Below are 21,134 nucleotides of genomic sequence, written 5' to 3'. Positions count from 1 at the left end.
GGATGGCCGCCGGGGCCGCATTGTACGCCCGCGGCCGTGCAGGCGGCGCGGGTATAGGCGGTGCCATTGCGCGCGACAGGCGGTCCAAGCAGCGAGCGCGCTGAAGCCAGGCTGCAGGCCTCATACTGAGCCCTTCCGCAAGCACCTTGGTGAACCCATGACCACCCTCCGTCCCTCGCGCGCCGATGACGGCGCCGCCCTCGTCGACCTCTGGCGCCGTGCCGTCGACGCCACCCACGACTTCCTCAGCGCCGAAGACCGGCAGGCCATCGATGCCGAAGTCGCCAGCTTCCTGCCGCAGGCGCCGATGACCGTTGCGGTCGATGCGCAGGATCGGCCACTGGGCTTCATGCTGATCGACGGCACGCACATGGAAGCGCTGTTCATCGATCCGGACGTGCGCGGCACTGGTATCGGCCGGCAACTGCTGCAGCACGCGCTGGCCCGGCATCCGCAGCTGAGTACCGACGTCAATGAGCAGAACGCACAGGCCGTTGGCTTCTACCTGCGCATGGGCTTCGTCGAAACCGGACGTTCACCGCTGGATTCGCAGGGCCGTCCGTATCCTCTGATCCATCTCCGGCACGACGGCTGACATTGGACGGATATTCGAGGCCCGCCCCCGATCATCAGGCCGTGGCTTCGAATGCCGGTGAGTACTGCACCTCTCCCTGCGCCATCGACGGCCTCAGGTGCAGCGCCTGGAAGTACTCTGGCGGCACACCCGGCAGCACCAGGCCGGGCTCGGCGCGGAATCCGAATCGACCGTAATACGCGGGTTCTCCCAGCAATACGCAGCCCTGCGCCCCCTGCTCACGCAGTGCATCAAGCGCCGCATGCATCAGCGCCGCGCCGACACCCTGCCCCTGCCATCCGGGCAGCACCGAGATTGGTCCCAGGCCAAACCAGCCCGTACTGCCATCGCTGATCGTCACCGGCGACAAGGCAACATGCCCGACGACCTGCCCGTCCTTCTCGGCGACCAGCGAGAGACTCAGCTCTCCACGCGAACGCAGTGCATCCACAATGAACTGCTCGGTGTGGCTGCTGTGTGGGGCTTCGCGGAAGGCTGCCTCGGTGAGTGCGTGGATGACAGCGCGGTCTTCGCGGATTTCAGGGCGGATCGTGCAGTTCAAGGAGAGCGCCTTCAATGAAGTGATGGATATGTGAATGATTGATTTCAGTCACGGATTCAGCCGCAGACCTGCCTCCGGCAGCAATGCCAACGTGATGATCGCGAGCCTTGTGCGGCAAGCGATCCGCCCGGGCAATGCTTCCCCGGGGCGTCAAAAATCCGTCTCCAAGGGTGGCACAGCGCTCCCGGCACGTTCCATAATCGAGATACCTGCCACCCAGGAAGGATAGATGGACATGGACGCACGATGCAGGCTCGCGACATGGGTGTAGCTCGCCCCGAACCCAGGGGGCGGCCGCTCCTGGCATTGCTCGCCCTCGTCCCGCTGGCGGCATGTTCGCCCTACGCCGACGCCGAGCGTGACGTCGCCGCGGGTGGACGCGGCCTGGCCAAACTCAACCCGGCGCCGAAGCAGGCCTACGAACTGGTGCTGACACTGAAGGACGCGCCGGGCCCGTTCGCGATCGTGGAGGGCGTGGCCCAGTATGACGTCAGCAACTACGAAGACTGCGGGCGGATACTGCCTGCAACAGGCACTGCGGGCCGCATCACCAGCCAAGAGCCCGTCACCCTGCACAAGGTCAGCGAGAACGAGTACCGCGGTACGTTCTACCTGGACCGCATGCTGGATGAGGACTACTACGGGCGCGGCGCCTGCGTTTGGACGTTGACGGGCGTCGGTGCGATGTTGCGCGCTACGACCAGCAAGGCGGATACGCGATTCCTGACGTTCGTCGACAAAGAGCAGGTGGAAGCGGAGAAGCAGTTGACACGGTTCTACCCGCGCGCAGATTACCCGCGAATCGCAGAGATCCCCGGATACGGAGCGAGCGGTCAAGATGATCCGACCCGCTATCACGCCGATCTACGCAACGCGCTGTTCTCATCCACCACCACTGTGCAGAAGCTCGTGCCATGAGCCGCCAGTGCCACATTCACCCTTACACACCAGGAGCCCGACATTGCGCCACAAGATCATTCCGTGCCTTGCTCTGCTTCTGTTGACCGCCTGCCATCCGGAGACCGCCATGAACCAGGAACGTGCCGCTGCTGAAGCCGATGTCGCCCAGGGTGGGCGCGGCCTCGCCAAGCTCAACCCCAGCCCGCGCAAGGCCTATGAACTGGTGCTGCGCCTGAAGGACGCCCCGGGTGATTTCGCTGTGGTTGAAGGCGTGGCCCAGTACGACGTCACCAACGAAGACCAGTGTGGCTATATCGAGCCGGCCACCGGCACGGCTGCACGGATTACCAGCCAGGAACCGGTGGAACTGCGCAAGGTCAGCGATGGTGAGTACCGGGGCACGCTGTATGTGGACCGCATGCTGGATGAAGACTACTACGGTCGTGGCGTGTGCCACTGGGAGTTCGCTGGTGCTGGGGCAATGCTGAAGGCAACGGGTGCTGAAGAAGAGACCCGCTTCCTGACTTTCGTCAAGGCCGAACCGCTGACTGAAGGCAAGACCCACACGCTTTATTATCCGGACGCAGCCTATCCGCGGGCACCACTTGCTGCCAACTACCCGGCCACCGGCAAGGCTGACCCGGCTGACTACGTTGCTGAACTTCAGGGCAAGTTGTTCACGATGAGTCTCAGCGCCAGCGAGGTCACCCCATGACCATCAGCACGCAGGATTATGCGGCGCTTTCCGACGATGCCTACAAGGATCGCGCTGTCGGCCGGAGGCGTCCGGGGGAAGAAGAGCTCGTCACGATCAACGGGCATGAATACAAGATTCTCGATCACGTCAATAATCGGCTCAATGGTTACCAAGGCACGGTTTATCAGCGAGCCGACACCAACGAGATCGTTGTGGCTCATCGCGGCACCGAGCAGATAGCTCGTGATGCCATCCTGACCGACGGCGGCATGGTCGTCGCCCGCACCAACGTGCAGGCCCCCGATGCCATCGCTTTGACCAAGAGTGCACTGGATTACGCGAAGCAGGACGCCGCCTTCGGAGGCCGTGCTCCTGAGGTCACCGTCACCGGCCACTCCCTCGGCGGCGCTCTGGCCCAGATCACCTCGCACCATTTCAACGTCAAGGGCGAAACCTTCAACGCCTATGGCGCGGTCAGCCTCAGCTACCGCATCCCGGAAGGCGGCAACACCATGATCAACCATGTCATGGCCTCCGATCCGGTCAGCGCGGCGTCGCCGCACTTCGGCCAGGTGCGCATCTACGCCAGGCCGAACGAAATCAGCACGCTCGCCGCGAACGGTTTCAGCAATCACTCGTTGCGCGCCCTTATCCCCGACCGGCCGATCATCGCCGCAGGCAGCTCGTTCGGCGCGCACAAGCTGGGCAACTTCCTCGGTGACGGCTCGGTGCTGCAGCACCCGGAAACGCAGAAGCTGGCAAAAGACAACGCCAGGATGATCGAGGAATACCGCGACGACGTTGAATCACTGCGCCGTGGTGTCACCCGCGCGGCGCGGGGCATTCCGGGCGGCGCCGTCGACCTGTACGACCACATCCGCGGCCCGCTGCAGCCCGGTGAGCCGGCTCGCCGCGAAGCGGAGAAGAACGGCCATCACACCAGCATGCTGCGAATGGACGATGCCAACCATGTGGGCAACCCACTGTTCAACGACGCGATCCGTGGCGTGCACGCGCAGGATGTCCGCGTCGGCCGGGTACCAGACGTGATGAGCACGCAATTGGCAGGCAGCCTGGCCGCCGAAATGCACGCAGCAGGCGGCAAGCGCATCGACGAAGTGGTCATGAATGCCGATGCCTCGCGCAGCTTCGCCGTGCAGGGCCAGGGCGGCGACCCGGCCCACCTTCGCGTATCGGTAGATACGGCAGTGGCGATGAACACCCCGCTGGAACAGAGCAGCCAGCGCATCGACCAGCAGGCCGCCGACCAGCGCGTTGCGCTGGAGCGCGACCAGCAGCTGGAACAGCAGCGGAACCAGACCCGCAGCCTGCAGGCCTGATGCAGCGCGGGAGCCGGTCAGCCCGGCTCCCGCATCACTTCGAGACTCCGGCTCAGGGGCTGGACGCTGCCATTGGCACGGATGCTGCGGCCGTCACGAACAGATCGGGCCCGGAATCCGGGAATCCGCCACAGGCGCGATCGCCGGGTGCCACCGGGTCACAGGGCCACTGCGCGCGCGCGACCTTCTCGCGCAGCTCGAAGCGATCACCGGTCCAGATCACGAACGCGATGTGCTCACGGTTCCAGTCACTGTAGGCGCGCGGCCCCCCCTTCTGCACCGTCTCCGGGTACTGCACGAACCAGCGCATTGCCGGGCCATACTGCAGTTTGCTGTAGTCCAGGCTGATCCGTCCCTCACGCGACAGCTGGCGCGCACGATCGGCCTCCGTGACCGGGGGCATCGTCGGCATGGCATCGGCGGTCACATCCCGCGGCGCCGCATCCCCGCGGACCTGGTACACACGCTGGGCCACATAAGCCTCGCGGCAATCACCTGCGGGTACGCGGACCGGCTCCGCGCCGTACTCATCCCGGTTGGCAACCTGGTCGCTGCAGGTGAACGGCGCCGACACCAGGTAGAACGTGCTCTCGGCGTCGCGCCCTTTCAGCGAACGCACCCAGATGTCGCCCATCCGCACGATGAAGTCCGGGCGCTGGCCGTAGCCCGGCACCGCCTTGAACCAGGCCTTCTGCCGCACCTCACGCTCGCGCCAGCTGCGCGGCAGGTGGATGTCCTGCACGGGCAGCGCGACCAGCAACGCGGCCAGATGCGCCGGCATGGTGCCCTGGCAGGCGCCAATCAGCAGGTCGCCCTGGGTCGCCAGCCGCCCGGCCAGATCCACCGGGCAGCGGGCACCGAGCGCCCGCTCGGTCGCCTGCTCGGGCGGCAACGGCACGATGGCCAATGCGGGCGGTGAGGGTGCTACCGCGGGAACGGTTGGCTCGACGGCGGCAGGCGGTGCCGTCCCTGCAGGCGCATCAGCGATCGCCTGTGCCGTGGCGTGCGTTTCCGCGACGGGCGGCGCTGCCTCCTGAGCCTGTGCCGAGGCTGCGGCAAGTCCAAGTGACAGCAGCCAGAGCGGCGGCAGGCGGCGCGCGGATGCATTGCAGCGGGCAGCGGCTTGCAGGGCATTCAAGGGAACGATTCGCATGTGGTGTCCTTACGGGTTAGTTTCCATGTCGGCGCCACAGGGCGCCACGCGTCGTACGTAAAGCGCCAGCGGGCACCCTGCCCGCCGGCATCGGCGTTACAGGGATCGAGAACGCTGCTCCTGCTCGCGGGCGAGCGCGGCCGTCGGATCCTGCTGCGCAACACTAGCCGCCAACTGCTGGCTGCTCTGCGCCAGAGGCTGCTGGGAGGCCTGCTCCCGGTCAACGGACGCACGCAGCATGGCCGGATCACCCAGCGCACCCTGCACTGCAAACAGCGTACGGCCGTCGCTACCCGCCAGCAGATGATCGATACGCGACAGGCCGGCCTTCTGCGCCCCCAGCGCCAATGCGCCAGCGGTATTGTCGAGCTCCTGTGCACTGCGCAGTCCACTTTGTGGCCCCATCTGCTGCAGGTGCCGGCGCGCATCCTCGAACAATGCGTTGCCGGGCTCACCGGCATGCGACATGTCGCGTGCAATGGTCTGCGCCGGCGCACCGACTTCGCCGCGATCCAGTCGCGCCATCACGTCCGGCGTCAACTTCTGCTGCCAGACCTCAAATCTTTGCCGGCGCGCCTCGATGCCATTGAGCGCGCCGTTGAGCGCATAAGTTGCTTCTCGCACATCATGGCGCGCCCCCTCCGGCACCCGTGTCTGCCACTGCCATACGGCAATACGGCCTGCGTGCTCGGGCTGCGCTGCCAGCTCCGGGTGATTCACCAGGTCCAGATCCAGCGCCTTGCCGGCACGCTCGTAATTCTCCTTGCCGACCAATGGCAGATAGCCGCGGCCGTGGTACTTCAGAGCGTCACCAGGCGCGTCGTTGCCCATGCGCCCGCCGTACATCAGCTCAGCCAGGTTTTCCGGGCGACCACGCAGCGCTTCCTGGCGGGCGCTCTCCAACGCGGCGTTGCCATTGCGCCATGCAGCCTCCACCGGGATCTGCGAGATTCCCCGGATGAAGTTGAAGCTCTCGTTGAGCCGGCTCAAGCCGCGCGACTCGTGCCCTGCCTGGGCCATGAAATTGGCCAGTTCAAGCGGGGAGTCGATGCCGGCTTTGGTCGCCTGTCGCAACAGCTGCGACTCTCTATCGGTCGACACAGTGCAACTCCTGAATCTTCATCAGCGCGGATTCCCTTCCGCCGGTTGGAGCTTGGCTCATGGAAGCGACACCTCGGCAACACTGGATGGGTCGAAGTCCTCGAACCTCACCCTGCCCAGCTCCGCCGCCGAGTAATCCCGGATGTTGGTCGCTTCGGTCTCGATATCCACGACCTTGCGTCTCACCCCGTCAACCCAGCAGGCCTCGTCCGCGGGCGCATAGCGGAACCGGTAGGTGCTGCTCCAGCGCTCGCGGCTACCGCCGTTGGTGATCACGCTGAAGGTGCCCTTCTCGACCATTGCATACGCAAAAGGGTCGCCGGCCAGGCCACCTCGGGTGGAACACGGCACCAGCTTGTCGTTGCGCGCGGCCAGCTGCCAGCGCCCGCGCCCATCACCGCGCAGCAACAGCAGCACCCGGTTTGGCCCGTGCTGGCCGGGCACCAGCCCTTCCGGCGTCGGCTGGTCGATGACCAGCAGCTGATACTCGATGCCATCGCCGTTGAGTTCGCCCCTGACGGCTTCCAGCAGGTTCGCACCGGACGGAACAAATGCCAGGGCATCGTCCATGTGTGCGCCAACCCTGTCTTCCATCCCCTCCCACTCCTTCAATGTGGTCATGCCGATACCCGCCTCCCTGCCCAGCCGGAATGCGGTACTCCGGCTTATCCGCGATCGCGCGGACAGGGATCATAGCCTTACGTACGGCAAGACCGCGATGATGGCGAGCGTTACCCGATGCAGGGGCTGACAGAGTCCTCATTGGACGGAAGAACTCCTGCATTCGGCGGCACTGGCGCGTCATTTTCATGACGCGCGAGGAGCTTACCGCGAGGCGTTCTGCCGCGTCGAAGTCCGAGGAAATCGAAAAGCGGAATTGATCACAGAAAACGAGGCTTAGCGTGAATGGCGCCTTACCTGATGAACAGATCTGCCGTGCAGGCCGTTCTGGCGATCCCGCATTGCCCCTGCGGCAGCTGCCTCCATGCCGCCTTCGCGTTGCATTGCTGCATAGCGACAATGACCGCTCCCTGTTCGGACATGGCGGTGGCAACGCTGGTGGTTTCAGTGCCCAGGCCCGCGTGGGCGACCGCCACGCATTGCGCCTGGAACAGGGTCGCCAATGTGCATTCGCCGTTCCCGAACTCCTTGCACTCCTTCATGGATGCGCGCTTGGCCTTGCTCCGCGAACGCATCGAGTTGCTGATGAAGGTATCGCCGCGGGCATCCATTGCCACGCCGCGCACGGTCTGCGCCCAGCTGGGGCGATTGTTGTACGGAGAGCCCGAGCTGTTCACCGGAATGGGTGCACAGCCCTGTACACCCTGGCCAACGATGGGATACATGCCCTGCGGGCAGTTGCCTTCGGCAAGCGCGTTGAATGGCAACATGCCTGCAATCAGCAGACACGGGAGGAAAGCGAGGTGGATTCGTTTCATGGGGAGACTCATCCCTTTGCTGCCCATTGTGAAAGGTGGGACGGCCTAAGCAGACGATCGTTGCCCAAACTTGCCTCCCGGATTGGGAGGGCTCCGCAGAGCAAACAAGGCCCAGGCTGGCCGGGTACCAGATCATTGGAGAACTCGGCGATTCCAACCGGAGTGCTCTGCAAGCCCCATGGTCGCGCAGCCACGCTGAACGCTCAAGGTCAATCGCGTCAGACTGTGCATCAACGCAGGCTAGACTGAAGTAAATCACCCAGTTGAAATAGAGCCGGGGCACAGCAAGTTACTGGCGATCACATAGACGCCGTCGCACCAATATCGCCTTCACGTCGGCATGTCGAAGCTTGCCCTAGCCGTTGCCCTGAGCAATCAACACGCTCCAGATACTGGCTGTCAGGATCCTTTAGCTAGAACGCCTCATAGACCGGCTCAGAACACGCTGAGTAGGCGACTTTGCATTGCGTTCCAGCCGGATCCACGCAGATCTTTTGTGCCTGCGCAATGGCTTCCTTCAAGTCTTGACCGCTCGCAACGCCACCACGCGCCCCATTGCCTTGGCTCTGAGGAACGACCCAAGCGGCGCACTGGTTTCGGTACGCGATGAGTATTCGGCAGTCGCGAGCAGCGCGCATGCCGCATCCCTCGAGAGCGACACGCTCCGCATCCTCTTTCGTCGCCCTCCCTGTCGCCACGCCTGCTTCGTTCGTACTGGGCGAGGAAGCAATGGCACCCCACGTCTTATGCCACTGGCCAGCGGGTTCCGCCCCACGGGCGCTCCCCCCCGCTCCAGGGATGGGGGCACACCCCCCCACCCCTTGATCGCCGATGGGGTACTGGCCGGCCGGGCATCGGCCCTCCGCATTGGCGTTATTGGCAACGAGGAGTGCAGCAAACAGCAGCGTCAGAGTCACGAACGCCGGATTACCGCGTAAAGGTTTGAAATCGGCCATTGTCTTGAATCTCTGAAAATTCACGGCGCCTCAGTCTCACAACTCATTGAGCTGTTGCATTTCCTCGCATACCTGGGCTTTGAGTCGGAGCAATCGCGTTATTGACAACAGGGGAGGTTGCTGCGACAGGCGCCCCCACCGAACCACGATCTCCCGACGGCGCCGGCGGCGGAGCCGACATGCCCGGCGGACGACCATCGGCACTCGGCGAGGCACTTGCGCTACCGCCTATCTGCGAATATGCCATGAAGGTACCCAGGGTGCCCTGGAAGAACATCGCAGCCATTGGGGGCGCAGTCAGAATCAGCGTCGTCAGGATCAGGCCCATACCGCCCTGCTGCAGCGCCATGCTGCTCATGCCCTCGGTCAGGTTCGACCCCAGCAGTGCACCCAGCGCAGACGCGCCCCAGAACGAAGCCGCCACGCGCGCCACCATTTCCATGGCAATGCCGGTCATCGCAGCCAACACCGCCATCGAGAACATGGTGCCGATGCCATAGAACAACTATCGTTGGAACAGGGACTTTGTCTGCTCAAACAGCAGGCAGAGGATGAACAGCGGACCAAAACCAATGAACAATGACATGGCGATCTGGTACAGCAATAGCATGGCGCCCGCCGTAACGGCCGGTCCGCCGGTGCCCAGCCCAATGAACCACATCGCACGGGTCTTTGCGCTATCCAGCGTTACGTCGCCGGCAACATCCAGCACACTCACCGACGTGAGCGCCAGTTGCATATAGCCCAGGTTCTTGTCAATCAGTTCCTCGGCGGTCGACTTCTTTCCGGTCACGATATAGGTGGGACGTGCCCCCGGTTTCCAGGGCCAGCCTAACTTAAGTAGAGTCCGTTCCCATACCGAGGACGGACATGAAGAAGCGTTTCACCGACGAGCAGATTATTGGCTTCCTGAAGCAGGCGGCCGCTGGCACCCCGATCAAGGAGCTGTGCCGCTAAGACGGGCCAAAGCACAGCTACAAAATGCGGGCTCGATCTCAGTTCTTTCTCGCACCGCCGCTCATAAGGTTAACTACTAGCGTCAGCCAAGGCTCAGCGAAACGACAGTCTCACTGTTGCCCTGCGACCCGGGCGATTCGGCGAAGCCGCAAGTACCCTGAATTGACTCAGCTAGAAGGACTCAAAAACAGGTTCCGAGCAGTACCCTTACTGCCAGGGGAAGGATCAGCATATGCCACACACTGATTTCTGCAGGTCGTATCGATCTTGCAGCCTTTCGCGCCATATTTCCCACAGCGTTCCAGCGCCTCCGATATCGCTTCACTCTTTGTTCCCTGGCCTACCGAGGCACCCACATCACCGGTGCTTGCTGCCCCGGCTATCGCGCCCCAGGTCCTGATCCAGCGCCCAGTCGCGATCGGACCGCTCTGTGCCGCTTGGCCAGCTTGGCTGCTGTCTCCGGGTATCGGAGCACACCCCTAAACCCTGTCCTCCAACCGGGTACTGTCCCGGCAGGCACCGCCCCTCGGCACGAGCATCGCATGCAAGAAGCACCAGAAAGAATGAAGCCATTTGGGACAACGGTACAACGCGTCTCATACCAGTACTCCAGTACCGCGCGAGGCTATGGCTGCCCAAGGTCCACAGCTCCAAAGCCTGTATCCGCAGCTCTCGCGAAATCCGATTGCGTCAATGCAACTCGTGCCGCAGCCACAACCAGGTTGGCATGCCCCAAAGAAAATTCGCAGCGACAGGAGTGCTTCTAGAACCTCTCAAAGATGGGATCGCTGCACTCGGAGTACATAACTTCACACCCGAAACCTCCTTGCTTCTTGCAACCCGAAAGCGCCACAGCACCGGCCTTGGCAATGCTGCCATCTCGGGCGATATGGGCGCCGGTCTGGGAAGCAGTGGGAGATGCAATCGCCACACATTGGTTCTCATACGAGATCTTGACCACGCAGTTTCGCGCACCCGACGTCGCACATTGACTTAGCGCTTCCTGCTCAGCCTCCTCGCGGGAGTACTTCTGCTTTGCAACTCCCGTATCCCCCTTTTCACCCATGGCAACGGCGCCCCAGGTCTTATGCCAACGCCCTGTCGGCTGCGGCGGGGGCGATGGCAACTGTTGCTGGGAAGAGACGCTGCTCGCACCAGGGATCGGAGCGCACCCGCTGACACCCTGCCCGCCAATTGGGTAGAAACCAGACGGGCAGTTGCCCTCAGCCGCTACCGGCGAGGACCAGAACGAAGCCAGCACTGCCAGCATTCCAACAAAGTACCGCATCAGTCATCCAGGACGACATTGAAGAACGGAGGCAGCGGCCATGTACCTCTGACTGCCGAGCAACTCGGGTGAAGGTAGCGACGGCGGCGTACCAGCCTGCACCAACATACGCTCCCCTAAAGCCACCAGGCATTCGAGCGCCGCCTGGACACACTTTCAATACTTGCGGAAGACCGGCGCGGAACATTCCGGGTAAATAATCCTGCAATGCGCCCCGCCTGCTGCCTGACAGTCACGCATGGCCTGCTCCCCGGCGCTCTCCACCGTCCCCGAACTGGCGTACTGCGTACCGGTGGATGCCAGTTCCGAGGTGACAGCGGCCACACATTGATTCTGGTAGGTGAACTCGATTCTGCAACGTCCACCGTTCTTCTCGCAATTCGAAATCGCGGCCCTCTTCGCAGCACGCTCACTGGGTTCACCTACAGATGCGCCCCCTCCGAACCGCTGGATGAGCCAGCGAGTGCGCCCCAGGTCTTAACCCACTCACCCAATGGTCTGGGCGGAGGAGTAGGAATCGTAGCGCTGCCCCCAGAACTGGCTCCTGGAATTGGCGCGCAGCCCTGTACTCCCTGCCCTCCAATCGGATACATACCGGGAGGGCAGTTCCCTTCTGCACTTGCGGATGAGAATGCTAGAGAGAACATTGCTGCGATGACCGCTTGCATCAACCGACCAGTCATGATCATACAGCCACGCCCGAACTCAATTTCCAGCCATCTGCGAACATGCATGAAGTCTCCCAGACGCCTCGGAACAACATCACAGCCATAGCAGATGCGGCCACAAGTAACGCCACCTTCCGGTGCAGCATGAATAACTGCTGACAGCCCTCACGCAGAACTGGCGATCAGCGATACGCCCTGAACTCCGACATGCTGCAGGCCGAGTAGGCCACTTCACACGCTCCTCCATCATTCACAGAGGCGCATTCCTTCAACGCGAGCGATTGAGCTTCGTCAAGTGTTTCAGCGCTGGCAACGATTGAATTTCCGGCAGCCCTTCCGCCCGAGCGGGGCGACGGATCGGCGATTGCGGCGCATTGATCGTGATAGCTCAAACGAATCTCACACTTGGTCCCTCCTCGTCGGACACATCCGTCGATCGCCGCCGCTTCCGCAGCTCGCTTCGATTTCTGGGATACGGAAACACCGGTTGCCATCAAGCCACCAGTTGCTGGTTTTTTGTCCTCAGCGATGGCTCCCCAGCGCGTCTCCCATTTCCCGGCCGGAACCGGCGCAGAAGATCCAGTGGAGGGAGAGCTGCTTCCGCCAGGAATAGGCGCACACCCGCCGACGCCCTGCCCTCCAACAGGGTACTGCCCAGGGGGACATCTCCCCTCCGCCAGAGCGGAAAAAGGGGCTATCAGCAGCGCGGCCGCAAGAAGGAACTTGATCATAGTGTTTACTCCAATCCTTGAATCATGCGCTGAGCAAGCCTCAACTAACTTCCAGCAGCCTTGCCATGCGTACCAGGCCCAAGACTTCCGCTAGACCCGCCTTCACCTATAGACTTTCCACTGGTTGCATAGGTTACTGGCGGTGAAACATGCTTCTCCGCATTAGAAGTCTGAGGCGGCATGTAACTACCCGGCGGCTGACCGTTTGAGCTGGACGCCTGCGCGACCGGGCTACCACCTATCTGCGAATATGCCATGAAGGTACCCAGTGTGCCCTGGGAACAACATCGAGGCCATTGGGGTCAGAATCAGTCTCGTCAGGATCAGGCCCATGCCGCCCTGCTGCCAATGGCCCAGATGCGCCGGACTTCTTTCGCGCACGCAGCTTACTGCGTGGAGATTTCGGTCGTCGAAGGGGGTCTAGAGCGAAAAACGGACTTGATCATACAAAAAGCACGGTTATCGTGAATGATTGCTTAGTCGTTCGCGTGAGCATTCGCTACGGACACCTTGTACAGCGTGGCTATCCTGGTTCGCATGCCGAACACCCAGCTGAAGCATCGATGGATCAGCACCTTCTAAACATTGAACAGAGGCTCAGTGCAATCTGCGTACGATGCTGTACGTGCTCACGACGGTTGGTTCCAGCACCTCCCTTGAGGCGCCCCCGTAGCCTCCGCCTGCGCCAGACCGTATCCATGCCGGACAGGGACTATGTACTTCCCCCGCTCAGGGTGATCCAGAAAGCGCACCAATTGAAGGAAGTCAGGCCGCCCCTGATCACGCGCCCAAAAGGCGGCGCACGCTTGCACAGCTTCCCGTTCTGCGCCGTTGACCGATCTGAAGTCTTATCAGTACTTCCGGAAGACGGGCAAGGAGCATTCGGAATAGACGACGGCGCACTTTCCGCCTCCGGTATCCCGACAATGACCAATTGCATTTCCAGCGACGGTCTCTGCATCTACCGCCGTATCCAAGGAGCCCTGCCCCTTTCCTGAGGACGGTACAGCGAATGCAACGCATTGGTTGTAATAGGTGACCGAAGACTTGCAGTCCTTTGCACCCTCTGCCGCGCACTTCTTGATCGCCACATCCACCGCACGCCGCTCGCTGGACTCATTGGCTGCGGTGCCGACGAGATTTGACGTAGGCGATTCAGCCACGGCTCCCCATCTCGTCAACCACTCCCCCAACGGCTGAGCAGGAGCGGGAGCAGAGGGTGATGCCGTTCCACCAACTGCACCAGGAATTGGCGCGCAACCCTGGACACCCTGCCCACCAATCGGATACGACCCTGGGGGGCACCCACCTTCTCCTGATGCGGAGTGTACGCATAACAACAATACAACGAGAACTATGTAGGTCAAAGTCGTTCGCATCATGGCCTCCAATTCCCGAAGAGTTACGAATTCATTGTTCCAGCATTGCCGCGCTGCCCACTCTGAATCGGAGATTCAGTGGTCGCGCCTCCAAATCTAGGCATCGTATCTTGAACCGGAACCTGACTTGAGGCCCTCGAATTGGTGGGAACAGGAGGCATGTACATTCCTCCGCCCGACCCACTAGAACCCGGCGGCTGCCCATTCGGACCCGGCGACGTCGGCACCGCGCTACCGCCTATCTGCGAATATGCCATGAAGGTACCCAGGGTGCCCTGGAAGAACATCGCGGCCATTGGGGGCGCAGTCAGGATCAGTGTCGTCAGGATCAGGCCCATGCCGCCCTGCTGCAGCGCCATGCTGCTCATGCCCTCGGTCAGGTTCGACCCCAGCAGTGCGCCCAGCGCGGATGCGCCCCAGAACGAAGCCGCCACGCGTGCCACCATTTCCATGGCAATGCCGGTCATCGCCGCCAGCACCGCCATCGAGAACATGGTGCCGATGCCATAGAACAACCATCGTTGGAACAGCGACTTTGTCTGCTCGAACAGCAGGCACAGGATGAACAGTGGTCCGAATCCGATGAACAGCGCCAGCGCGATCTGGTAGAGCAGCAGCATCGCACCCGCAGTCACGGCGGGACCGCCCGTTCCCAGGCCGATGAACCACATCGCGCGGGTCTTGGCACTATCCAGCGCCACGTCGCCGGCCACATCCAGCACGCTTACCGACGTGAGTGCCAGCTGCATGTAGCCCAGGTTCTTGTCGATCAGCTCCTCGGCGGTCGACTTCTTGCCGGTCACGATGTAGGTGATCTGGTCCTGCACATCGCCGGTCAGGAAGTTCTGCAGCTTGGTTCCGAACATCGCCATCGACGTTGCGACGGTGACGATCAGGGCGGCGCGCGCCATGTTCGTCATCAGCGCAGCCATCGAGTCACGGCTCCGTCCGGTCACGATGCGGAAGCCCTGGATGAGCACCCACAGCGTCATCAGCACCAACGCCATCGTGCCGACCCAGGTCATCATCCGGCTCAGGATGCCGTTGCCGAAATTGGTGATCTCTTCGCGCAGATATTCCAGGATCAGCCGGAAGAAGAAGAAGTCGCCCACCGAGGCGAACAACGTGCCGTGCAACAGATCATTGAACACCATACCGTGCATCATTCCCTGACTCATCACATCACCCGCCCCGCGTCGGGGCCCTGCTGGAGTGCGTTGCGCACGTGATTCACTTGGTGGAGAGCGCGGCCTTCAGCGCGCCGGCCTTGATGACACTTCCAATCGGGTTGCGCTCGCCCCGCAACGCACGCTCGGCCAGATTCTTCTGCCGCCCCTGCAAGGCAGCGATCTGCTGGTCGTAGACCTTGATGGTGGTCTCCCACTTCTTGAAGGCCTTCTCAAGCTCAACCGAGGTTGCCGTATTGTTGGAAATATCCTCCTGCAGTGCGCCTTCATTCTTGAACGCGTTGCGGATCCGACGCAGCTGCTGAAGCATCTGCTCCATCGCCGGCATGGACATCTGCACGACCTCGACAGTCTCGTTGTACTTCTTGTTCTCAAGCACCTGGATGTACGAGCAGATCGCACGCTGCTGCGCGCCGATGTCACCGCCCGGGCTCATGTTCAGCACTGCCATCAGACCATTCATGCTGATCATGGAATCGCCACCGCACTTCTCGGCCACGTTCCAGTTCTCGGGAATCTTCGTCAACGCGGGAGTCGGCGGCATCAGCGGCGAAGCAATGATCTGGGTCCAGTTCTGGAGCTTGGACATCCAGTTGTCGATGGTCTTGGAGTACTGCTGAGCCGTTTCACTCCAACGCTGCGCAGTCTGAAGATATTCCTGACCGGCCTTCATCTCCTGCATGAAATTCATGATCCAGTTGAACGGGTCATAGACCGTCATCGCCTGCGCGGGACTGGTGCCTGTACTGATGGTCATGCCCAAGGTCAACACTGCGGCCATCATCGGCGCGAAGCGCCTGCGTCGCACCGGAGTGCGGCGGAATTCAGTTGTCATGGCGGTTTCCTTGTTCGTCTGAGCGAGCGTCTTCATGCCGTCTCCTCCTGCTCGGCCCGCTTCCCGGACCCTTTTCGATGTTTGTAGAAATCTTCCAGCCATTGTTCCGGCGTAAGCTCATCCACGGTGATCCGGTTGCGGACCGCAGCGGTCTGCAACACCCGATGCATGATGTCGATGTTGTCGGTCGACGCCGAGATCACCGACAGAATGTCGTCCATGCCGCGCAGGTTCAGCTGGCAGACGCTCGATGCATGGCCCTGCTTGACCAGGAAACAGCGCGAGCGCTCGTCGAGCGCGGTAACCACCTTGAACTCGGCCTCGGTCAGCTTCAGGCCGTCCATGTAATCGCTCTTGCTGGCATTCGGGTTCGGCAGAAGGATCAGCGTGGCGGTCTGCTCGATCAGCGCGGCAGAGATATCGCTCTTCAGCGCGTCCTCCGGGCTCTGCGTCGCGAAGATGCCCAGACCGTTCTGCTTACGGATGGTCTTCTGCTTGTTCTTCGCGAATTCCTTCAGGCCACCCTCGCCGTCCAGGATCTTCCAGAATTCGTCCATCACGTAGATCAGCGGACGACCATCGATCAGCGACTCCAGGCGGTGCAGCAGGTAATTGATGACCGGCACGCGTACTTCGGGGTTGTCAATGATGTCGGTGTAGTCGAAGCCGATGATGTTGGCCTTGCTCAGATCAACGGTGTCGACCGGATTGTCGAACACCCAGCCCAGCGAATTGCCCGAGGTCCAGCGGCGCATGCGCGCGTAGAGCCCATCGTCGCCCATGTTGGGCAGGCTCTTCTGAAAGTTGGTCATGCTGCGCAGGTGCATCGGCGTATCGAGCATGCTTTCCACTGCGCGGTAGATGTCCTCTTCCTCGCGGGCGCTGTACTCACGCTTGCCGGCCAGCACCTTGATCAGGTCGGCCAGGAACTGCACGTTGGCTTCATTGTTCTCGCACTGGAACGGGTTGAAGCCGGTCGGCGCGCCGTTCTCCAGGGCCAGATAGTTGCCACCGCAGGCACGGACGAAGATCTCCGCACCACGATCCTTGTCGAAGAAGAAGATGGTCGGCGACGGCTCGTACTTCTGCACCTGGCTGAGCAAGAAGTTGATCAGCGCGGTCTTACCGGTACCGGACTTGCCGATCACCATGGTGTTGGCGATCGCCTTCTCGCCCAGCGAGTTCTCCGACGGATGGGTCGCGTGGAAATTGAAGTAGTACGGCTGGCCGTTGGTGGTCTGCAGCGTGGTGACGCAGTCGCCCCACGGGTTGTTGTGCTGCTTGCCGGTCGCGAAGTTGTGCAGCGGCGACAGCCCCAGGAAGTTCAGCGAGCTGACATTGGCCAGGCGGGTGCGATAGCGCCAGTTGGCCGGTAGCTGCGAATAGAAGGACGAGGTGACCGCCAGGTCTTCCTTGGTCGACACGAAACCCGCATTGGACAACTCGGCGCGCGTCGTGGCCACGTTCTGCGACAGCTTGGCCTGGCTGTCGCCGTAGACCGCCATGATGAAGTGGTACTCGCCCAGTACGAAATTTCCCGACGACAGCTGGTCCATCGCCTGGTCCAGCTCGACGATCTGGCTGACTGCCTTGTCGCCTGAGGAGATCATCATGCCCTTTGTGCGGTCGAGCACCTTGAGCGCGTCCTGACGCCCCATCGGGCTGAACGAATGGGTGATGACGTACTCGTAGTCCAGGTACTTCAGGCCGTTGAGAATGCCCGGGTAAGTCCCCTCGGCATACTCCTTGATGTTCAGGATGGCGCCGAAGTGGTTGGCACCATTGGGGGTATTGATGACGAAGTCACCGGTCTTGGCCGAGAACATATGCCGGCTGACCGGCAGGTAATCCTTGATTGGCGCCGACAGCACCGGCACCGGTTCGTCGATGCGATTGATCAGGTAACCGAACAGCTCCAGCGTTTCCGAGAACACCACGCCGTTCTTGGCCTCGTACATGCCCAGGCGGTACGGCGCATAGTCGCGGATCACGGCCTCGACGTTGCCGGCAAGTTCCATCAGCTTCTCGATGGCCTGCTCCTGCTCGGCCTGCAGGCGCTCGACATTCGCCGACTTTTCCACGAAGCGCTTCCCGGCTACGACCGGGCGGTAGATCATGGTGAGGTACAGCTCGTTCTGCATGATGCGCTGCGAGGACAGCATGCCCATGTACTGGTCGGACACGTCCTGGTTGAAGCGCTGCTTGTAGTGGCTCTTGCCTTTCAACGTACGGCGACGGCGAATGTCGTGCACCCAGAAGGCGACATTGACGAAATCCGGCGCCCTCAGCGTCTGCAGCAGGCGGTTGAACGTATTGTGCCGGTGCTCCAGCTCCCATTCCTCGCGACCAACGAACGGCAGTCCTTCCAGGTACCAGGTCAACATGTAGTCGCCACCCGTGGTCTTTACCACGTTCGGGGCGACATGCGTCGACAGGGGAATGAACTCACTGATGGAGGTGTCAGGGCTGAACATACGACTGCTTCCAAAGAGGTACTGCCAAGAAGTTTCAACAGACCCGACGGACGCTTGCGCCCGCGGGCCGGATCCGGACCTCAGTCCATTCGGGCCGGTTTGTCGCGGTAATGGTTGGGGTTGAACACCCACATGCCATCGTGTTCCTGCACGTTGCGGACTTTCAGCTTGAACAGCAGGCGCAGGCCCAACAGGCGGAAGATCATTTCGTCACGCTTGGCCATCTGCCGCATGATGAAGACCGCCACCGGAATGGTGAGCAGGAACCAGAAGTTCGTATACATGCTGAGCAGCAGCAACCCACCTGCCACCATGAAGAATGGCAGGTAGGGAACGCCCAGGAACATTGCCGGACGTGTGCAGCCGCGGAAGACGACGTTCTTATGCACTGTAATACTGGACAGCCTGCTGGATCAGCATGGCGGTCTTGCCTTCGCAGGTGCCATAGTCGTCACCCAGCAGCATACGTGCGATCTGGCCAGCGGCACCGATCAGCACGCCACCGATCAGAATCGGGGCCACATCACCAATGCGCTTGTGCGCGAAGGCGATCTGGTAGCCGGCGAAGATGACGGCAATGGTCACCACGGCGATCGAGGCCATGTTCAGCAGACCATTGATGCTGTCGAAGAAGCCACATACCTTCTTCTCGGTGCCACCATAATTGACGCCGCCCTGATTGGCGAAGACCTCCGGAGCGAACAGCGCACCAACAAAGAGGGTGGCCATCAGCAGGGTCTTCAGCGTGCGCTGGGCCTGGACGAGGTCGAGATTGGATCGCTTCATGGATTGATTTCCTTGTTGATGGACTAACACAACTGAATCGGCCAGCCGGGGGACTGGCCGCACCACGACTTCGTCAGAACACGAAGGCCGCATCCCCTGCGGGAATCTGCTGCACCGGTGCGGCCTGCACCGGCGCGTTGTACGAATTGTCGGCACCCGCCACAGGCTGGTTGCGCTCGCTCCAGGGCCGCAGCATCACCGGCCCCTCATTGCTGGCACCGGCAGCACCCGGCAACTGCTGCGGCATGGCCATGGCCTGCGCAGCACCCTGCTGAGGCAGCTGCTGAGGCATGCCACCGGACTGTTGCTGGGGATAGGCGGCCCCTTGGATGGGCTGCGCCTGGGGCTGCATCATCCTGTCCACTGAACCCAGCACCACTTTGGACAGCGCCTGGTCGGCGAGATTCAGCAGACTGCCCCGCGCCATCGCACCGGTGGACGGGTACACGACATAGGCGCGTGCGGGATCTTCCGACGGCACGTACACCGGGCCATTGGATTGAGCAACGATGCGCGCCTGCGCCGGCGAAGCGAGCTGCGGGTGATGCTCGACCTTCACCGCGCGGCGCTCACCCCGACTGACCACGTCGATCGGCGCAACACCATTGCTGGCAACCTGCTGGCCGCGGCGGATCGAGTCGTAGATCTTCTGCACGTAGCCGTGACGGAAGCCGGTCTCGAAGTTGCCCGAGTAGTAACAGCTGAACGACTTGCCCCAGTCACCACCGGAGCGTTTGTAGCACTCGGCGAGAATGCGCGAACCGGCCTGCAGGTTCGGGCACTGCTGGAAGGCCTTCTCGTAGGAATCCAGCCCGTATTTGCCCAGGTTGTAGCGATTGACCTGGGCCAGCCCGATCGAGAAGTTGTAGCCCTTCTCTTCCAGCATGCGCACCGTCGCCAGCGCTTCATCCAACGCCTTGGGCTGGCGCACCAGTGCACCGCCGACCACGCCGATGGCGTAGGGATTGCGCGACGATTCGACGTTGATGACGTGCTGCATCACATCCATCGACACGGCCATCTCCGGGCACGCCATCATTTCCAGTCCTGGCAGCATCCTTCAGCCCTCCTGCCCCTGGGCACGCCCAGGATTGAAGTCGATGCCGGTGATGTAGCGCGAGCCGGCATGCGCCTTGATATGCACTACGATGTCGATGGTCATCATCAACAGTCGCTTGATCACGTTGAACTCCAGGCCCGAACCCTCCGCCGAGGCCTTCACCATCAGCGCCAGCTGATCCCACGTCTGCTCCGGGCTGCCGGCATGGCAGCTGGTGATCGATCCCGGGTGGCCGGACGCGCAGTTGCGGATGAAGTAGAACGCTTCGTCACCGCGCAGCTCGGCCAGGATGATGCGTTCGGGCTTCATGCGCAGGCAGGCCTCCATGCAGCTCTTGGCCGTCACATTGCTGGTGCTCTGTCCGCCTTTGGAGTACAACAGGTGCACGACGTTGGGCTGGGTCAGGAACAACTCGCGCGCGTCCTCGATGGTGACCAGGCGCTCATTGTCCGGGATATGGTTGACCAAGGCCTTCATGAAGGTGGTCTTGCCGCTACCGGTCGCACCGGATACCACGATGTTCTTGCGGTACATCACCGCACGCCGGAAGAACTCGGCGTACTCGCGCGAATGGCGCAGCTCCAGCAGCTCGCGATCCTGCTCGCTGATGCTGCCATCACTCTCCAGGATCTGGTTGAAGAAGCCGTCTTCGTGATACTGCGTGAGCGACTTGGTGTGCTTGGACGGCAGACGGATGGTGATCGACACCTTGCCAGCGTCACACGCGGGCGGAATGACGAACTGTGCACGCTGGCCGGTGGGGAACGTGAGCGACACGACCGGATCGGCATCGGTGATGCGCTGGCCGGTGTTGCTCTCGTTCACCACCGCCGTGCAGAACTGCCGGGCCCGCTCGAACGTCAGGCTCGGCACCTCCACCCGCTGCCACCCCGCCCGGGTTTCCAGGTACAGCTCACCGGGACGGTTGATGCAGATTTCCGTCACTTCCGGAGAGGTCATGTACTCGGCGATGCCCAGCACTTCGTACTGATAGCGCAGGAAATCGCTGGAGACGAGGGCGAGGGGTGACACTTCGGCGTCCATGAT

General features: G+C 61.9%; 22 protein-coding genes and 2 pseudogenes. 5 read left to right on the top strand and 19 right to left on the bottom strand.

Translation table 11 applies throughout. The annotated features are described in order from the left end of the window. Window positions 1-157 precede the first annotated feature (157 nt). Window positions 158-595 (top strand): acetyltransferase, encoded by a 438-nt coding sequence (locus A7X97_RS05330; protein ID WP_065186149.1) that lies wholly within the window; start codon window positions 158-160, stop codon window positions 593-595. Window positions 596-629: 34 nt separating this feature from the next. Here A7X97_RS05330 and A7X97_RS05325 read toward each other — a convergent pair whose 3' ends face one another. Then, complete coding sequence (locus A7X97_RS05325; RefSeq protein WP_005417179.1) at window positions 630-1,136, bottom strand: GNAT family N-acetyltransferase; 507 nt, start codon at window positions 1,134-1,136, stop codon at window positions 630-632. 246 nt (window positions 1,137-1,382) lie between these two features. On the opposite strand from A7X97_RS05325, the gene A7X97_RS05320 reads away from it, so the two are divergent. From A7X97_RS05320 to A7X97_RS05310, 3 genes are read left to right on the top strand one after another with little or no spacing between them, the layout of a single operon-like run. Further along, the gene (locus tag A7X97_RS05320; RefSeq protein WP_088497926.1) at window positions 1,383-2,054 is read left to right on the top strand and encodes a hypothetical protein; all 672 of its coding nucleotides are present in this window, start codon (window positions 1,383-1,385) and stop codon (window positions 2,052-2,054) included. Between the two features lie 43 nt (window positions 2,055-2,097). Beyond that, complete coding sequence (locus A7X97_RS05315) at window positions 2,098-2,751, top strand: hypothetical protein (protein ID WP_088497925.1); 654 nt, start codon at window positions 2,098-2,100, stop codon at window positions 2,749-2,751. Continuing rightward, window positions 2,748-4,073, top strand: a complete 1,326-nt coding sequence (locus A7X97_RS05310; RefSeq protein ID WP_072168084.1) for an XVIPCD domain-containing protein — start codon at window positions 2,748-2,750, stop codon at window positions 4,071-4,073. The genes A7X97_RS05315 and A7X97_RS05310 overlap by 4 nt, the downstream gene beginning before the upstream one ends. A gap of 52 nt (window positions 4,074-4,125) precedes the next feature. On the opposite strand, the gene A7X97_RS05305 is transcribed toward A7X97_RS05310, so the two are convergent. The 6 genes and pseudogenes from A7X97_RS05305 to A7X97_RS05280 form a co-directional block, all read right to left on the bottom strand. Then, window positions 4,126-5,226, bottom strand: a complete 1,101-nt coding sequence (locus A7X97_RS05305; protein WP_172412166.1) for a hypothetical protein — start codon at window positions 5,224-5,226, stop codon at window positions 4,126-4,128. A 96-nt stretch (window positions 5,227-5,322) separates the two neighbouring features. Beyond that, complete coding sequence (locus A7X97_RS05300; RefSeq protein WP_088497923.1) at window positions 5,323-6,327, bottom strand: XVIPCD domain-containing protein; 1,005 nt, start codon at window positions 6,325-6,327, stop codon at window positions 5,323-5,325. A gap of 57 nt (window positions 6,328-6,384) precedes the next feature. After that, window positions 6,385-6,921: a hypothetical protein gene (locus tag A7X97_RS05295; protein WP_088497922.1), complete on the bottom strand. Its 537-nt coding sequence runs from the start codon at window positions 6,919-6,921 to the stop codon at window positions 6,385-6,387. A 320-nt stretch (window positions 6,922-7,241) separates the two neighbouring features. After that, window positions 7,242-7,778, bottom strand: a complete 537-nt coding sequence (locus A7X97_RS05290) for a DUF4189 domain-containing protein (protein ID WP_245884953.1) — start codon at window positions 7,776-7,778, stop codon at window positions 7,242-7,244. A gap of 401 nt (window positions 7,779-8,179) precedes the next feature. Then, window positions 8,180-8,722: a DUF4189 domain-containing protein gene (locus A7X97_RS22345; protein WP_088497921.1), complete on the bottom strand. Its 543-nt coding sequence runs from the start codon at window positions 8,720-8,722 to the stop codon at window positions 8,180-8,182. 43 nt (window positions 8,723-8,765) lie between these two features. Further along, window positions 8,766-9,524: pseudogene (locus A7X97_RS05280) on the bottom strand (type IV secretion system protein); the annotation flags it as partial. Window positions 9,525-9,592: 68 nt separating this feature from the next. Between A7X97_RS05280 and A7X97_RS21995 the strand changes: the two are divergent. Then, window positions 9,593-9,676, top strand: a pseudogene (locus A7X97_RS21995) (transposase); the annotation flags it as partial. Window positions 9,677-9,846: 170 nt separating this feature from the next. Here the strand turns inward: A7X97_RS21995 and A7X97_RS22040 are convergent. From A7X97_RS22040 to virB11, 12 genes are all read right to left on the bottom strand, one after another. Further along, on the bottom strand, window positions 9,847-10,035 hold the full coding sequence (locus A7X97_RS22040) for a DUF4189 domain-containing protein (RefSeq protein WP_233282216.1): 189 nt from the start codon (window positions 10,033-10,035) through the stop codon (window positions 9,847-9,849). 407 nt (window positions 10,036-10,442) lie between these two features. Beyond that, window positions 10,443-10,949, bottom strand: a complete 507-nt coding sequence (locus A7X97_RS22235) for a DUF4189 domain-containing protein (protein ID WP_088497929.1) — start codon at window positions 10,947-10,949, stop codon at window positions 10,443-10,445. 174 nt (window positions 10,950-11,123) lie between these two features. Further along, a complete protein-coding gene (locus tag A7X97_RS22340; RefSeq protein WP_425450852.1) occupies window positions 11,124-11,420 on the bottom strand; it encodes a DUF4189 domain-containing protein in 297 nt (98 codons plus the stop codon). Window positions 11,421-11,817: 397 nt separating this feature from the next. Then, on the bottom strand, window positions 11,818-12,366 hold the full coding sequence (locus tag A7X97_RS22335; protein WP_088497919.1) for a DUF4189 domain-containing protein: 549 nt from the start codon (window positions 12,364-12,366) through the stop codon (window positions 11,818-11,820). Window positions 12,367-13,217: 851 nt separating this feature from the next. Beyond that, on the bottom strand, window positions 13,218-13,745 hold the full coding sequence (locus A7X97_RS22330) for a DUF4189 domain-containing protein (protein WP_409349630.1): 528 nt from the start codon (window positions 13,743-13,745) through the stop codon (window positions 13,218-13,220). A gap of 23 nt (window positions 13,746-13,768) precedes the next feature. Next, window positions 13,769-14,899, bottom strand: a complete 1,131-nt coding sequence (locus tag A7X97_RS05240) for a TrbL/VirB6 family protein (RefSeq protein WP_245884950.1) — start codon at window positions 14,897-14,899, stop codon at window positions 13,769-13,771. A 76-nt stretch (window positions 14,900-14,975) separates the two neighbouring features. Further along, window positions 14,976-15,803 (bottom strand): hypothetical protein, encoded by an 828-nt coding sequence (locus A7X97_RS05235; protein WP_061480703.1) that lies wholly within the window; start codon window positions 15,801-15,803, stop codon window positions 14,976-14,978. Next, entirely contained in the window at window positions 15,800-18,241 is a 2,442-nt protein-coding gene (locus A7X97_RS05230; protein WP_088497917.1) for a VirB4 family type IV secretion/conjugal transfer ATPase, read from the bottom strand. Before A7X97_RS05230 ends, A7X97_RS05235 begins: the two co-directional genes overlap by 4 nt. Window positions 18,242-18,321: 80 nt before the next feature. Beyond that, window positions 18,322-18,630: a VirB3 family type IV secretion system protein gene (locus tag A7X97_RS05225; protein ID WP_005417227.1), complete on the bottom strand. Its 309-nt coding sequence runs from the start codon at window positions 18,628-18,630 to the stop codon at window positions 18,322-18,324. Next, window positions 18,623-19,027 (bottom strand): TrbC/VirB2 family protein, encoded by a 405-nt coding sequence (locus A7X97_RS05220; RefSeq protein WP_005417229.1) that lies wholly within the window; start codon window positions 19,025-19,027, stop codon window positions 18,623-18,625. Before A7X97_RS05220 ends, A7X97_RS05225 begins: the two co-directional genes overlap by 8 nt. Window positions 19,028-19,100: 73 nt before the next feature. Further along, complete coding sequence (locus A7X97_RS22325) at window positions 19,101-20,084, bottom strand: lytic transglycosylase domain-containing protein (RefSeq protein WP_088497916.1); 984 nt, start codon at window positions 20,082-20,084, stop codon at window positions 19,101-19,103. A gap of 3 nt (window positions 20,085-20,087) precedes the next feature. Continuing rightward, on the bottom strand, window positions 20,088-21,131 hold the full coding sequence (gene virB11 / locus A7X97_RS05210; protein WP_019660292.1) for a P-type DNA transfer ATPase VirB11: 1,044 nt from the start codon (window positions 21,129-21,131) through the stop codon (window positions 20,088-20,090). Window positions 21,132-21,134: the final 3 nt, after the last annotated feature.

The organism is Stenotrophomonas sepilia (assembly GCF_003244875.1).
In the GTDB taxonomy this organism is placed as follows: domain Bacteria; phylum Pseudomonadota; class Gammaproteobacteria; order Xanthomonadales; family Xanthomonadaceae; genus Stenotrophomonas; species Stenotrophomonas sepilia.
The sequence above is the reverse complement of the archived record's forward strand: the minus strand, read 5'-3'. Positions and strand labels throughout refer to the sequence as shown.